Genomic DNA, 15,396 nt, shown 5'->3' with positions numbered 1-15,396 from the left:
CTCAGCCACCGGTGCCTTCACCGGCCGCCGGCCCGTCTCCCGGCCGTGGGGAGGTACGTTCCCGGCGGCGCAGCCCGGTCGCCAGGGCGGCCGCCGTGCGGTGCTGGAAGACGTCCCTCGGGGACACCTCCCATCCCTCCGCACGCAGCGCCCCGGCCAGCCGTACGGTCACGATGCTGTCCCCGCCGAGGGCGAAGAAGTCGTCGTCCGCGCCGGCCCGGGGCAGCGACAGCACCCCCGCCATGGCCGCGCACACCGCGCTCTCCGCCTCGCCCACCGGCTCCCGGCCCCGGACCGCGGCCCCGAAGTCCGGGGCGGGCAGCCGGTCCCGGTCCAGCTTGGCGTTGGCGGTCAGGGGCCAAGCAGCCAGCAGCACGACCGCTGCCGGGACGAGGTGCCCGGGCAGCTTCCCGGCGAGCCAGGCCCGCACCTCGACCGGGTCCGGCACCGTTCCCGGCCGGGGCTCGGCGTACGCGACCAGGCGTCGCACCCCGTCGTCCTCCCGGGCGGTGACGACCACCCGGGACAGGTCGGGATGGGTGGCGGCCACGGTCTCGATCTCGCCCGGCTCGATCCGGAACCCCCGGATCTTCACCTGGTCGTCGACCCGGCCCAGGTACTCCACGGCCCCGTCCTCCGTCCACCGGGCCAGGTCCCCGGTCCGGTAGAGGCGGCTGCCGTCGGCGGCGAACGGGTCCGCCACGAACCGCTCCGCGGTGAGCGCGGACCGGCCCCGGTACCCCCGGGCCAGTCCGGCGCCCGCGAGATACAGCTCTCCCGGCACCCCGGGCGGCACGGGCCGCAGCCCGGCATCCAGCAGGTGGACGCGGGCGTTGTCCACGGGCCGGCCGATCAACTGGCGCCCGCTGTCGCGGACATGGGCGACCAGCGCGTCCACCGTGCCCTCGGTGGGACCGTACAGGTTGACCACGTCGGTGCCGGGCAGCTCCCGCAGCCTGGCCCACTGGCTGTCGGGCACGGCCTCCCCGCCGACGCCGAGCAGCGGCAGCGGGCAGCTCCCGCCCTCGGTCAGCCCGGCCTGCTCCAGCTGGGCGAGGACGGACGGGGCGACCTCGATGAAGTCGATGGCGTGGTCCCGCAGATAGCGGTGCAGCCGCTCCGGGTCGCGCTGGATCTCCTCGGCCAGGACATGGACGCAGTGGCCGTGGAACATCCACAGCTGCGGCTGCCAGGAGGCGTCGAAGGAGAACGACCAGGCGTGCCCCACGTGCAGCCGGGACCGGCCGGTCCGCTCGACGACCGGTTCGTACAGCTCCCGGCGGTGGCTGTGGAAGAGGTTCGCCACGCCCCGGTGGGTGATCACGACGCCCTTGGGGGTGCCGGTGGAGCCGGAGGTGTAGATGAGGTAGGCGGGGTTCTCCGGCCGCAGCGGGCGCACCCGGTCGGCGTCGGTGGGCGCCCGCCCGGACCGAGCGGCGATCGCGGCCGCCGTGGCGGGGTCGTCGAGCGTTACGGTGACCGGTCGCGGGTCCCCCTCGGCCGGCGGGGCGGCCGGATCCCGCCCGTCGGACGATACGAGGCCCGGGCCGGGGACGCCGGGGGGTACGGAACCCGCTTCCCCGGTCCGGGCCGCCAGGGCGGTGGTGGTGAGCAGGAGCGCGGGCGAGGCGTCCGCCAGCATGAACGCGAGCCGCTCGGGCGGGTAGTCGGGGTCGAGCGGCAGATAGGCGGCTCCGGCCTGGTGGACGGCGAGGATGCTGATCAGCATCTCCTCCGTACGCGGCAGCAGCAGCGCCACCAGGTCCTCGGGCCCCACGCCCCGCGCGATCAGCTCATGCGCGAGCCGGGCGGCACGGGCGGCCACCTCCCCGAAGCCCAGGGTCCGCTCCCCGCGGACGACGGCCGGGGCCTCGGGGTCCCGGGCCGCGGCCTCCGCGAAGAGTTCCGGCAGGGTCTGCTCCGGGTGGGGCCTGGGCGCGGGGTTCCAGTCGTCGAGCACGCGGCGGCGCTCGTCGGGCGCGAGGGCCTGGAGGCGGTGGACGGGGGTGTCGGGGCGGCTGCCCAGCTCGGTGAGGAGGTGGGTGAGCCGCCGCACGAGGGCGGTCGCCTGCCCGGGGTCGAAGAGGTCGGGGCGGTATTCGAGGATGAGGTGTCCGCCGGGGACGACCACGAGGGTCACCGGGTAGTGGGTGGCATCGGTCTGGTCGCTTCCGGTGACGGCGAGTTCGCCGGAGCGCTCGGCGCGGCGCAGCCCCTCGCCGTCGATGAAGTAGTTCTCGAACACCATGAGCGTGTCGAAGAGTTCACCGGCCCCGGCGATCCGCTGGACGTCGGCCAGGCCCAGGTGCTGGTGGGCGGAGAGCTTCGCCTGCCCCTGCTGGAGCCGTACCAGCGCCTGCCGTACGGTGCCCGCGGCGCGCAGGTCGACCCGGACGGGCAGGGTGTTGATGAAGAGGCCCGTCATGCTCTCGACCCCGTCGATCTCCGGCGGGCGGCCGGAGACGGTGGCTCCGAAGACGACGTCCTCACGGCCGGTGTGCCGGGCCAGCAGCAGCGCCCAGGCGAACTGCACGACGGTGTTGATGGTGACGTCGGCGCCCCGCGCCAGCGCCTGGAGCCGTTCGCGCAGCTCCGCGTCCAGCTGGTACGGGATCCGGTCGGAGAGCACGGGCCGCCGGTCGGGGTCGGCGGGGGCCAGGAGCGTGGGCTCCGTGACCCCGGCGAGCGCCTCGCGCCAGGCGTCCTCGGCGGCCGTCACGTCCTGGGCCGCGTGCCAGGCCAGGAAGTCCTTGAACGAGCGGCGTACGGGCGGCAGTTCGGCGGGCCCGATCTCCCCGGCGTACAGCGCGAGGAGTTCCTGGAGCAGGACGGGCACCGACCACCCGTCGAGGATCGCGTGGTGGTTGGTGACCATCAGCGCGTGCTGCCGCTCCCCCAGCCTCACCAGCCTCAGGCGGAGGAGCGGGGGCGCGGTGAGGTCGAAGGGGCGCAGCCGCTCCTCGACGGCGAGCGCCCGCAGGGCCTCCTCGCGCCCGGCGGCGGGCACGGTCCGCAGGTCGGTCTCGGCCCAGTCGGGTTCCACCCCGTCCAGGACGAGCTGTACGGGGCGGCTGCCCGCGTCGGCGAAGGCGGTACGGAGACCGGGGTTGCGCTCCAGCAGGGCGGCGGCCGCACGGCACAGGGCCGCCGGGTCGAGTGCGCCGTCGAGCCGGAGGACGAGCTGGACGGTGTAGACGTCGATGTCGTCGCCCGACAGCTGGGTGAGGGCGTAGAACCCTTCCTGGAGCGGGGTGAGCGGCCAGATGTCCCGCAGGGCGGGGAATCGTGCCCGAAGGCCGTCCGTCTGCTCCTGGTCCAGGGTGACCAGGGGGAAGTCGGACGGGGTGTGCACCGGGTCCGCGGGGATGGCGGCCAGGGTCTCCAGCGCCTGGAACCACAGGGCGAGCAGCCGTTCGGCGTCGGGGGCGGCCAGGACCCCGGGGGCGTAGGTCCAGCGGACCGTCAGCCGGGGGCCGTCCGGGCTCTCCTCGGTCGAGGTGCGGATCTCCAGCGGGAAGAGCACGGGGGCGGGCAGCGGCAGCGGTTCGGGGGCGGCCGGCCAGCCCGTGGTACCCGGGGCCGGGCCCCGGTGCGCGAGGAGGATCTCCGGGGTTCGGGAGGGGCCGGCCGGGCCGTCGAGATGGTGCAGCAGCCCGTGGCCGATGCCCCGGTCGGGGGTCTCCCGCAGGTGTTCCTTGAGGGCCATCAGGGCACGGCGGGCGTCGGCCCCCTGCGCTCCGGGCTCCACGGGCAGGGCGAGGACGACGGGGTGCCAGGTCGCGAACCGGCCGACGGCGGTGGCGAGTTCGGCACCCGGGACGACACCCCCCTCGCGCCCGTCGTTCTCGACGGCGATCACCTCGTGGCCGACGCGTTCGCCCCGCTCCTCGCGCCAGCGGGCGAAGGCCAGCGCGGTGGCGGTCACCAGCACGTCCTGGGCGGTGCCGTGGACGGCGGCGGGGATCTGCTCGCTCAGGGCCCGGGTGAGGTCCGGGTCCAGGGTGCGTTCCAGGTGGGCGGCGGTGTCCCGGGCCGGATCGAGGCGGCGGGCCCCGAGTGCGGGGGCGTCGCGTTCCTCACGGGCCCGCCAGAGGGCGGCCTCAGCGCGGCGGACCGGTTCGGCGGCGGCGTCCGCGAGGCCCAGGGCCCACTGCCGGAAGGAGGTGCCGTCGCCGGGCGCGGCGGGCGGGTTCCCGGCGAGGACGTCGGCGTGGGCGGTGGCGAGGTCGGCGGTGAGGACGGACCAGGAGGCGGTGTCGACCGCGAGGTGGTGGGCGATGAGGAGAAGCCGGCCGCTGCGACCCGGACCCCGGTCGACCCAGACGGCCCGCAGCAACTCCCCGGAATAGGCGTCCAGTTGTCCGACGGCCTCGACGGCGGCCCACTCCAGGGCGCCCTCCCTGCCGTCCACCTGCAGCAGGACGGCCTCCGCGGGCGGGTCCGCCGGTTCCGGGATGTGCAGGGCCTGCCGCCCCGGCTCCCCCACCAGGGTGGCCCGGAGCACCGGATGGCGGTCCAGCACCCGGGTGAGGGCGGCCGTCAGCGTGGCGCGGGTCGCCTCGGGCGGGGTGACGAGCCGGGCGTACGCGAACAGGCCGTCGGCCGGGGCGTGGGCCAGCGCCCACCGCTGGGGCGGGGTGAGCGGGGCCCGTCCCGTCGGGGCCAGAGCCGGTACGACGGCGGGTCCCGTGGTCGCGGCGAGACGGGCGAGGGCGGCGGGGGTCTTCTGCTCGAAGACGTCCCGGGGGGTGAGGGCCATCCCGGCCTTGCGGGCCCGGGCGACCAGTTGGATGGAGAGGATGCTGTCGCCGCCGAGGGCGAAGAAGCTGTCCTCGGCACCTGCGTTCGGAATGCCCAGGAGGTCCGCGAAGAGGGCGGTGAGGACCGCTTCCCGGATGCCGCGCGGGGCGATGGCCCCGGCGCTCCCGGCGAGGTCGGGGGCGGGCAGGGCGGCCCGGTCGAGCTTGCCGCTGGGGGTGAGCGGCAGGGTGTCCAGGGTGATCATTGCGGTGGGGACCATGTGGTCGGGCAGCCGCCGGGCGATGCGTTCGGTGAGCTGCCCGGTGTCGGGCTCGGCGCCGGGGGCGGGGACGAGGTAGCCGGTGAGGACCGGCCGCCCGGGGGTGTCCTCGCGCAGCAGGACGGCCGACGCGGCGATCTGCGGGTCCTCGGCGACGACGGCCTCGATCTCGCCCAGCTCGACGCGCAGTCCGCGCAGCTTGATCTGGCCGTCGGTGCGGCCCACGTAGACGAGGGCGCCGTCGGCCCGCCGCCGGACGAGGTCGCCGGTGCGGTAGAGGCGCTCACCGGGGGCGCCGAAGGGGTGGGCGACGAAGCGGTCGGCGGTGAGGGCGGGGCGGCCGAGATAGCCGCGGGCCAGTTGCGGGCCGCTGAGGTACAGCTCGCCGGTGACGCCGTCCGGGACGGGCCGCAGCCAGGCGTCGAGGACGTACGTACCGGTGTTGTGGACGGGTCGGCCGATGGGCACCCCGCCGCCCGGCTCCCCCTCGGCGGCCGCCCAGGCGGTGACGTCGATGGCCGCCTCGGTGGGTCCGTACAGGTTGTGCAGGCCCGCTCCGGGCAGCACACGGCGGACCGTCGCGGCCAGGGCGGTCGGCAGCGCCTCGCCGCTGGCGATGATCCGGCGGACTCCGGTGCAGTCGGCGGCCCGGGGTTCGGCGGCGAAGGCGGCCAGCATGGAGGGGACGAAGTGGAGGGTGGTGACGCCGTGGCGGACGACCGCCTCCGCGACCTCGGCCGGGTCGCGGTGGTGGCCGTCGGGCAGGACCACGAGCGTGGACCCGGTGAGCATCGGCAGGAAGAACTCCCATACGGAGACGTCGAATCCGGCCGGGGTCTTCTGGAGGACCCGGTCGCCGGGGCCGAACGTGACGTACTCGGCCATCCAGCGGAGCCGGTTGACGAGGGCGGTGTGGGTGACGACGACGGCCTTGGGGCGGCCGGTGGAGCCGGAGGTGTAGAGGACGTACGCGGCATGGCCGCCGCGCAGCTCCGGGTGGACGCCCACGGATGCGGCCGCCTCCTGCCGGGCCCGTACGTCGGGGGCGTCGAGCGCCAGGACGGTGACGCCGTCGGGGACGGGGAGCCGCTCCCGTACCCCGGTCAGGGTGAGCAGGAGGTGCGGGGCGGCGTCGGTCAGCATGTGGCCGACGCGCTCGGCGGGATACTCGGGGTCCACGGGCAGATACGCCCCGCCCGCGCGCTGCACCGCGTGCAGGGCCACGACCAGGTCGGTGCCCCGGGGCAGCGCCACGGCGACACGCACCTCGGGCCCGACACCCGACTCCCTGAGCAGGGAGGCCAGTCGGCCCACCCGCTGGTCGAACTCCCCGTACGCGAGGGTGCTGTCCCCGTCGATCAGGGCGGGTACGGAGACCTCTCCGGCGTAGGTGCGGGCCAGCAGCTCCGGCAGGGTGGCGTCCGGGAGCGGGCGGGGTTCCCCGGTGGCCGACGCGAGCACCCGGGCCCGCTCCCGGCCGTCGAGCACGGCGGCGCGGTGGACAGGGAGTTCGGGGCGGGAGACGAGGGCGGCGAGGAGGGTGACGTAGCGGTCGGCCAGCGCCTGTGCGGTGGCGTGGTCGAAGAGGCTGGTCTGGTAGATCAGCATGCCGTTGATGCCGCCGCCGTCGGGCCGCTCGGCCAGGGTGAACTGGAGGTCGAGCTTGGCGACTCCGGGGTCGGCGCTGATCGGGGTGACGTCGAGGCCGGGCAGGGTGAAGGTGTCCTCGTCGGAGACGTTCTGGAAGACCAGCAGCACCTGGAAGAGCGGGTTGCGGGCGAGGGTGCGTTCGGGGGCGACGATGTCGACGAGCTGCTCGAACGGCAGGTCGGCGTGGTCGAAGGCGGCCAGATCGGTGTCGCGGACCCGGGCGAGCAGCTCGTGGAAGGTGGGGCGGCCGCTCAGATCGGTGCGCAGGACCAGGGTGTTGACGAAGAACCCGATGAGGTCGTCGAACTTCTCATCCGTGCGTCCGGCGACCGGGGTGCCGAGCGGGATGTCGGTGCCGGCGCCGTGCGCGGAGAGGAGCACCGCGAGGGCCGCCTGCACCGCCATGAAGACGCTGGTGCCGTTGCGGGCGGCGAGGCTCCGCAGCCCGGCGTGGAGCGCCGGGTCCACGGCGAAGGTGACGGTGGCCCCTTCGTGGGTCTCCTCGGCGGGGCGCGGCCGGTCGTAGGGCAGAGCCAGCTCGTCGGGCGAACCGGCGAGGGTCCGCTTCCAGAAGGCGGCCTGGCGGGCGGCCTGGCTGTCCGGGTCGCTCTCCTCGCCGAGGACGTCACGCTGCCAGAGCGCGTAGTCCGCGTAGTCGACGGGCAGTGGCTCCCAGTCGGGTCCGGTGCCGTTCACGCGGGCGGTGTAGGCGGTGCGCAGATCGTCGACGAGAGGGCGCATCGACCATTCGTCGCCCGCGATGTGATGGAGCGTCAGAGCGAGGACGTGGTCGGTTCCGGTGTGCAGCAGCCGGGCCCGGAGCGGGATCTCCTCGATGATGTCGACGGGCTGGGTCACCCGGGCCCGCAGCGCCGCCTCCAGGTCGCTCTCCGCGACCTCGGCCACCTCCCCGGGGTCGCAGGCGGCGCGGGCGCTCGCCTCGTCCAGGATGTGCTGGTGCGGCAGCCCGTCGGCGTCCGGGTAGACCGTGCGCAGGCTTTCGTGGCGGACGACGACGTCCCCGACGGCGAGGCGCAGCGCCTCCCGGTCCAGCTCCCCGCCCAGGCGGACCACGATGAACAGGTTGTACGTGGCGCTCGGGCCGTCCAGCCGGTGCAGGAACCAGAGGCGGCTCTGCGCGAACGACAGCGGGATCGGCTCCCCGGGGCGGCGTTCACGGCGTACGGGGGCGGCGCGGGCCACCGGGCGCGGGAGGACGGTCCGGGCGAGGGCGGCCGGGGTGGGGTGCTCGAAGATGTCGCGCAGGGCGACGTCCACGCCGAGGGTGGAGCGGAGCCGGTTGGCGAGCTGCATGGCGAGCAGCGAGTGGCCGCCGAGGTGGAAGAAGTCGTCGTCGGGCCCGGCGTGGGCGAGGCCGAGGACATCCGCGAACAGCTCCCCGAGGACGGCCTCGCGGGCGTCCCGGGGCGCCCGGGTCCGCTCCCCTCCGGAGGCCTGGGGGGCGGGCAGGGCGGCGCGGTCGACCTTGCCGTTGGGGGTCAGGGGCAGCGCGGCCAGCTCCATGACCACCGACGGGACCAGGTGCTCGGGCAGCCGTTCGGCCAGGTAGGGGCGGAGTCCGGTGGCCGTGCCGGTGACGTACGCGACGAGGCGCACCGAGCCGCTGGGGTCGGGCAGACCGACGACGACGGTGTCGGTGACCCCCGGGTGGGTGCGGAGGACGGCCTCGATCTCGCCCGGTTCGACGCGGTGGCCGCGCACCTTCAGCTGGTGGTCGGTGCGGCCGAGGACGCGCAGGGTGCCGTCGTCCTGGAGGCGGGCCAGGTCGCCGGTGCGGTACATCCGGCTGCCGGGCTCGCCGTACGGGTCGGCGGTGAACCGGGAGGCGGTGAGGGCGTTGCGGCCGAGGTAGCCGCGGGCGAGCCCCGCGCCGCCGATGTACAGCTCGCCGGGGACCCCGGGCGGCACGGGCCGCAGCCAGGTGTCCAGGACGCGCAGGGTGGTGTTGTTCAGCGCGCGTCCGATGTGCGGTGCGGCGGTGTCGGGGGCGAGGTCGGCGACGGTGGACCAGATGGTGGTCTCGGTCGGCCCGTAGAGGTTGAGCAGCCGTTCCCCGCCCGTGGCGAGGCGTTCGGCCAGGTCGGCGGGGAGCGGTTCGCCGCCGCTCAGCACATGGAGGCCGTCCAGCAGTGCGGGGGCGGCGTCGGTGATGCCGCGCCAGAGGGACGGGGTGGCCTGGAGGTGGGTGGCGCCGGTGCGTTCGGCCAGGCCCGCGAGGACCAGTGGGTCGAGCACCTCCTCCCGCTGGGCCAGGACCACGGTGGCCCCGGTGACGAGCGGCACGAAGAGCTCCAGGGCGGCGATGTCGAAGCTGACCGTGGTGACCGCGAGCAGCCGGTGTCCCGGACCGGATTCCAGGATCCCGGCGATGGCATCCAGGAGGTTGGCGAGGGCCCGGTGGCCGATGACGACGCCCTTGGGGTTCCCGGTGGAGCCCGAGGTGTGGATGACGTACGCGGCCGACTCGGGCGCGGGGGCGAGCCCGGGCAGCTCGGGTGCCGGGCCGTCGTGCGGCCCCGGGTCGAGGACCGGGGAGCCGGGGCGGACGGTGAGCAGCGGGGCGGAGTCCGCCAGCAGATAGGCGACCCGGTCGGCCGGGAAGTCCGGGTCGACGGGGACGTACGCGGCGCCGGTGGCGGAGACGGCGAGGAGGACGGCGGCCAGGTCGGCGCCCCGGGGCAGGGCGACGGCGATCAGCTGCTCGGGGCGTGCCCCCAGCCCGCGCAGCCGGGCGGCGACGGCCGTCACCCGGTCGGCGAGGGCGGCGTAGCTCCACTCCTCGTCGCCCGCGATCAGCGCGGTGGCGTACGGCGTCGCGGCGGCCTGGCGCAGGAAGCGTCCGGCGAGGCCGAGCGGGGTGACCGGGAGGACCGGCCCGTCGAGCCGCGACGGGTCGGTGGCCCCGGTCGCGAGGGAGGCCGTGGTGGAGTCGGGCCGGTCGACGAGCCGTTCCAGGACCTCGATCAACTGTGCCCCCATGTCGGCCACTCGGTCCGAACCGAGCAGGTCGGGGCGGTGGTCGAGGGCGAGGGCGAGACGGTCGCGGCCGGGCAGGGCGACCAGCACCAGCGGGTAGTGGGTGGCGTCGTGGCCGCGTGCCCCGGTGACCAGCAGTCCGGCGCGCTCCTCGGTCCGGCGCAGTTGCTCGGCGTCGACCGGGAAGTTCTCGAACAGGATCAGGGTGTCGAAGAGGTCGCGGTGTCCGGCGAGGCGCTGCAGTTCCGCGAGCGGCTCGTACTGGTGGTCCATGAGCACCGCCTGCCGCTCCCCCAGCTGCCGGACGAGACCGGCGAGGGTCTGGCCGTGGCGCAGGGTGACCCGGGTGGGGACGGTGTTGATGAACAGGCCGATCATGTCGTGCGAGCCGTCGAGATCGGCGGGGCGGCCGGAGACGGTGACACCGAACGTCACGTCGGTACGGCCGGTCAGCCGGCCCAGGAGCAGCCCCCAGGCGCTCTGGAGCACGGTGCTGACCGTGACGTCCGCCGACCGGGCGAAGGCGTGGATGCGGGCCACCAGCTCGTCGGGGAGCGGGAGTTCGACGCGCTCGGGGATTCCGGCGGGCATCGCGGCGGCTTCGGGGACGAGCCGGGTGGGGCCCTCGATCCCGGCGAGCGCCTCCCGCCAGAGGCGGTGTGTCGTGGCGCGGTCGCGGCCGTTCAGCCAGACCAGGTAGTCGCGGTAGGGGCGGGGGGCGGGGCCGGGCGCGCCCCGGTAGAGGGCCAGCAGGTCGCGGACGAGCAGCGGGCCCGACCAGCCGTCGAGCAGGATGTGGTGGGAGGTGAGGGCGAGCGTCTGGCGGCGCTCCCCGAGCCGGACGAGGGTGAACCGCAGGAGCGGGGGCGCGGTGAGGTCGAAGCCCTGGCGCCGGTCGGCCGTCAGGATGTTCCGCGCCCGGCCCTGCCGCTGCCCCTCGGTGAGGTCGGGGGACGTCAGGTCGTACACGTACAGGGGGATCTCCGCCTCGGCCGGGACGACCTGGAGCGGGTCGGCTCCCCGGCGGCCGTGGAATCCGGCGCGCAGGTTGGGGTGGCGGGCCAGCAGGGCGCGTCCGGCGCGCCGCAGCCGGTCGGGGTCGAGGTCGCCCTCGAGGTCCAGGGCGGTCTGGGTGGTGTAGACGTCGGGGCCCTCGCCCTCGGCTCCGAAGCCGGTGAGGAAGTACAGCCCGGACTGGAGCGGGGAGAGCGGCAGCAGGTCGGCCAGGGGTGCGCGGGCCTCCAGGGCGTCGATCTCCGTCTGGTCCACGGCGACGAGCGGGAAGTCACCGGGGGTGTGCCCGCCTGCCGACGGGGTCCCCACCAGCCCGGCCAGGGTGCGCAGGGCCTCGGTCCAGCTCTCGGCCAGCCGCTCGACGTCCCCGGGCTCCAGAAGGCGTTCCGGGAAGCTGAAACCGGCCTGGAGGGCGGGGCCTTCGGGCCCGTCGACGACGGAGGCGTTGAGGGTGAGGGTGTGCGAGGCGGGCAGCGCGCCGTCCGCTCCCCCGCCCAGCGACCCGCTGACGGCCGGACTCCACGGCGCGGGGGTGCCGGACTCCCCCGCCGTACGGGAACTCCCGAATCGTCCCAGGTAGTTGTAGGCGATCCGTGGTTCGGGCAGGGCGGCGAGGGGCTCGCGCAGCTCCGGGTTGAGGTGGCGCAGCAGCCCGTGGCCGAGACCCCCGTCGGGGGCGGCCCGCAGTTGCTCCTTGATCCGCTTGACGGCGGCGGCGAGGTCGTCGCCGGTGAGCCCGCCGAGGTCCAGGCGTACCGGGTGGACGGCGGTGAACCAGCCGACTGTGCGGGAGAGTTCGGCGCCGGGCACCAGGTGGTCGGCGCGGCCGTGGCCCTCGATGTCCACGGTGACGGGCCCGCTCTCGCCGCGCCAGGAGGCCAGGGCCAGGGCGAGGGCGGTGACCAGGAACTCGTCGGGGCCCGCGTGGAAGCGTTCGGGGAGTTCGGTGAGGAGGGGCCGGGTGTGCTCGGGCGCGAGGCCGACGGAGACGGTGCGCACGGTGGCGAGGGTGTCGAGCGCCGGGTCCACGGCGGGCACCACGGCTCCCCCGTCGCTGAGGACAGCGGTCCAGTGGGCGGCCTCCGCGGCCCGCCCGGGAGCCAGCGCCGCCTGCTCCAGTCCCTGCGCCCACTCGGCGAAAGAGGTTTCCACGGGCGGGAGTTCGGCCCGGTGGCCGTGGTGTTCGGCTTCGAGGACCGTGGCGAGGTCCTGGGTGAGGATGCGCCAGGAGACGCCGTCGACGGCCGCGTGGTGGATGAGGAGGGCGAGCAGTCCGCCCCGGTCGGGCCCGGCGTCCAGCCAGACCGCCCGGAGCATGGCCCCGCCGTACGGGTCGAGCAGCCGGGCTGCCTCCCGGGCCTCGGCACGCAGCGTGGGCAGCAGTTCGTCGTCGGCGGTCTGGACGGCGTCGACCCGGGTGAGCGGTGCCGGTCCGGGGTGGCTGCCGGGGGCGGGGATCTCCAGGGCGCTGTCGGTGAGCCGGGCCCGCAGGACGTCGTGGTGGTCGAGGATCCGCAGCAGCCCGGCGGTGATCCGGTCGGCGGTGGCGCCGGCCGGGGTGTGGAGCACGGTGGACTGGTGGAAGTCGTCGACCGGTCCGCCGCGCTCGACGAGCCGCCGGAGGATCGGGGTGAGCGGCGCGGTGCGCGCGGCGCGTTCGACGGGGGCGGCGGTGTCGTCCACCGTACGGGCGAGGGCCGCGAGTTGTTCGACCGTACGCCGTTCGAAGACGTCGCGGGGGCTGAACCGCAGGCCGCGGCGGCGGGCCGCGCCGACCAGCTGGATGGCGGAGATGCTGTCACCGCCGAGGGCGAAGAAGCTCTCCTCCACACCGACTTCGGGGAGGTGGAGGGTCTCCGCGAAGAGGGCGGCGATCTCCTTCTCGCGGTCGGTGCGCGGGGCGGTTCCCCCGGTGGTGGCGGTGAAGTCGGGGGCGGGCAGGGCGGACCGGTCGGTCTTGTTGGCGGCGGTGAGCGGCAGGGCGTCGAGGAGGACCACGGCCGCGGGGACCATGTGGTCGGGCAGGGTCTCGGCGGCCCAGGCGACGAGGTCGGCGGGGCGGGGGCCGGTGCCCGGGGCGGGCACGGCGTGGGCGACCAGGCGGCGGACGCCCCGGTGGTCGGTGTGGCCGGTGACGACGGCCTGGGCGACGGCGGGGTGGGCGGTGAGGCGGGCCTCGACCTCCCCGGGCTCGACCCGGAAGCCGCGGATCTTCAGCTGGTGGTCGGTGCGGCCGGCGTACTCCAGCTCGCCCCGCTCGTTCCAGCGTGCCAGGTCCCCGGTGCGGTACATCCGGGTGCCGGGGACCCCGAACGGGTCGGCGACGAAGCGGTCGGCGGTGATCAGGGGGCGGCCGAGGTAGCCCCGGGCGAGGCCGGGACCGGCGATGTACAGCTCGCCCAGGATGCCGGGGGCGACCGGGCGGAGGGCGCCGTCCAGGACGTAGGCGCGCTTGTTGACGTCCGGCGGCCCGATCGGGACGGGGCCGCCGTCCCACTCCTCGGGCACCTCCCAGGTGGCGGAGTTCACCACGGCCTCGGTGGGCCCGTAGGCGTTGAAGAGGCGGTGGCGGCGGGCCCAGGTGCGGACGGTCTCCGGGGGCAGCGCCTCGGTGCCGACGATCAGGCTCGTGCCTTCGGGGAGCGGAGCGTCCTGGGGCAGGGAGGCGACGACGGTCGGCGGGATCACGGCGAGGGTGACGGCCGCCCGGTTCAGGAACTCCGCGAGCGGCGCTCCGGCGCGCTCCTCCTCGGGGACGACGACCAGAGTGGCGCCGGAGAAGAGGGAGTTGGCGAGTTCGCAGAAGGTGACGTCGAAGCTGGGGGACGCGAACTGGGTGACCCGGTCGCCGGGTCCGGTGGCGAAGCAGCCGTGGGCCCAGGCGATGAGGTCAACGAGCGGGCGGTGTTCGACCAGGACGCCCTTGGGGCGGCCGGTGGAGCCGGAGGTGTAGATGAGGTAGGCGCCGTTGTGCAGCCGCAGCGGGGCCCGGCGGTCGGCGTCGGTGGGGTTGTGGTCGGGCAGTCCGTCGGACAGCCGGTCGGCGGCGATGACGGTGGCGCCCCCGGACCAGGGGGTGTGGTCGGTGCCGGAGTGGGCGAGGACGGTGGTGGCCCCGCTGTCCTCGATCAGCCCGGCGAGCCGTTCGGCGGGCTGGTCCGGGTCCAGGGGGGCGAAGACTCCGCCCGCCTTGCCGACGGCCAGCTGGGCGACGTACACGTCCGCGCCCCTGCGCAGGGCGACGCCGACGACGTCCTCGGGGCCGGTGCCCGCTGCGATGAGGGCGTGGGCGAGCCGGTTGGCGCGGGTGTTCAGCTCGGCGTACGTGAGGACGCGGCCGCTGTCGTCGACGGCCGGCTTCTCGGGGTGGGCGGCGGCCTGCTGCTCGAAGAGGGCGGGCAGGGTGGCCGGTTCGACGTCCACCGTGCCGGAGTTGAAGGTGTCCAGGACCTGCTCGCGCTCCTGGGGGGTGAGGAGGTCGGTGCGGGAGAGCGGGCGGTGCGGGTCGGCGGTGAACTCCTCGACGGCGCGGCGCAGCCGGGCGGCCAGGCGTGCGGCCTCCTCTTCCGTGAGGGCGTCCCTGCGGTGGCGCAGCCGCAGGACCGGGCCGCCGTCGGCGCCGGGTGCGGCGACCAGGGTGAGCGGGTAGTGGGTGGCGTCCTGTCCGGTGACGGCTTCGACGCGCAGCCCGGCGAACTCCTGCGGGTCCGCGGCGCTTTGGGCGGGGGCGGTGTCGACGAGGTAGTTCTCGAAGACGCAGAGGGTGTCGAAGAGCGGTCCGCCCGTTCCGGTGAGCTTCTGGATCCGGGCGAGCGCGACATGGTGGTGCGCCAGGAGGGCGGCCTGTTCACCGGCCGTTCGCCGGACGAGCGCGGCGAGGGTCTCCTCGTGGCGGAGCCGGACCCGTACGGGCAGGGTGTTGATGAACAGCCCCACCATCGACTCGGCCCCGGCGAGTTCGGCGGGCCGCCCGGAGACGGTGGTCCCCGACACCACGTCCTGACGCCCGGTCACATCAGCCAGGACCAGGGACCACAGGGTCTGCACGACGACGGGCACGGTGACGTCCAGCGCGCGGGCGACGGTGACCAGCGAGGCCGCCGTACCGGGTGTCAACTCCACTTCCAGCGCGGCTGGTTCGGCCTGCGGCTGCCCGTCGAGGCCGGGGGCGATCACGGTCGGCCCGTCGAGGCCGGCCAGCGCCTCGCGCCACGCGCGCTCGTCCGCCTCGCCGTCCTGGGCGGCGGCCCAGGCGAGGTAGTCGCGGTACGGGCGGACGTCGGGCAGGGCGGTGGGGGCGCCGTCGGCCGCGTACAGGGCGAAGAGTTCCTGGACGGCGCGGGCGGTGGACCAGCCGTCCAGCAGCAGATGGTGGTGGGTGAGGAGGAGCCGGTGGCGTTCGGGGGCGAGCCTGATGGCGTGGAAGCGGACCAGCGGCGGCCGGGCCAGGTCGAAGCGGGTGTGGCGGTCGGCGTCGGTGAGCCGTCGCACCCGCCGGTCGCGCTCGGGGGCGTCCAGGCCGGAGAGGTCGGTGTCCTGCCAGGGGACGGCGACCGTGTGCGGGATCACGGTGACCGGGTCGCCGTTGCGCCGGGTGCGGAAGGCGGCCTTCAGGTTGGGGTGGCGGGTCAGCAGGGCCTCGGCGGCACGGCGCAGCCGGCCGGGGTCGAGCGGCCCGGTCAGGTCCAGGCCCAGCTGCACGTTGTACACGTCCA

1 protein-coding gene (only partly in view) is annotated in these 15,396 nt (G+C 75.4%); it reads right to left on the bottom strand.

Annotation, left to right across the window (positions count from 1 at the left end; all coding sequences use genetic code 11):
* Position 1: 1 nt before the first annotated feature.
* Positions 2 to 15,396: the 3' portion of an amino acid adenylation domain-containing protein gene (locus ACQ9ZG_RS32255; protein ID WP_499281522.1), read on the bottom strand. 94 nt of this gene lie beyond the right edge of the window; 15,395 of the gene's 15,489 nt are visible here — the last part of the coding sequence; its start codon lies off the right edge, out of view — the gene reads right to left on this strand; the stop codon is at positions 2 to 4.

Origin of the sequence: Streptomyces araujoniae, assembly GCF_050871195.1 — a bacterium.
GTDB classification, from domain to species: Bacteria; Actinomycetota; Actinomycetes; order Streptomycetales; family Streptomycetaceae; genus Streptomyces; species Streptomyces bacillaris.
The sequence above is the reverse complement of the archived record's forward strand: the minus strand, read 5'-3'. Positions and strand labels throughout refer to the sequence as shown.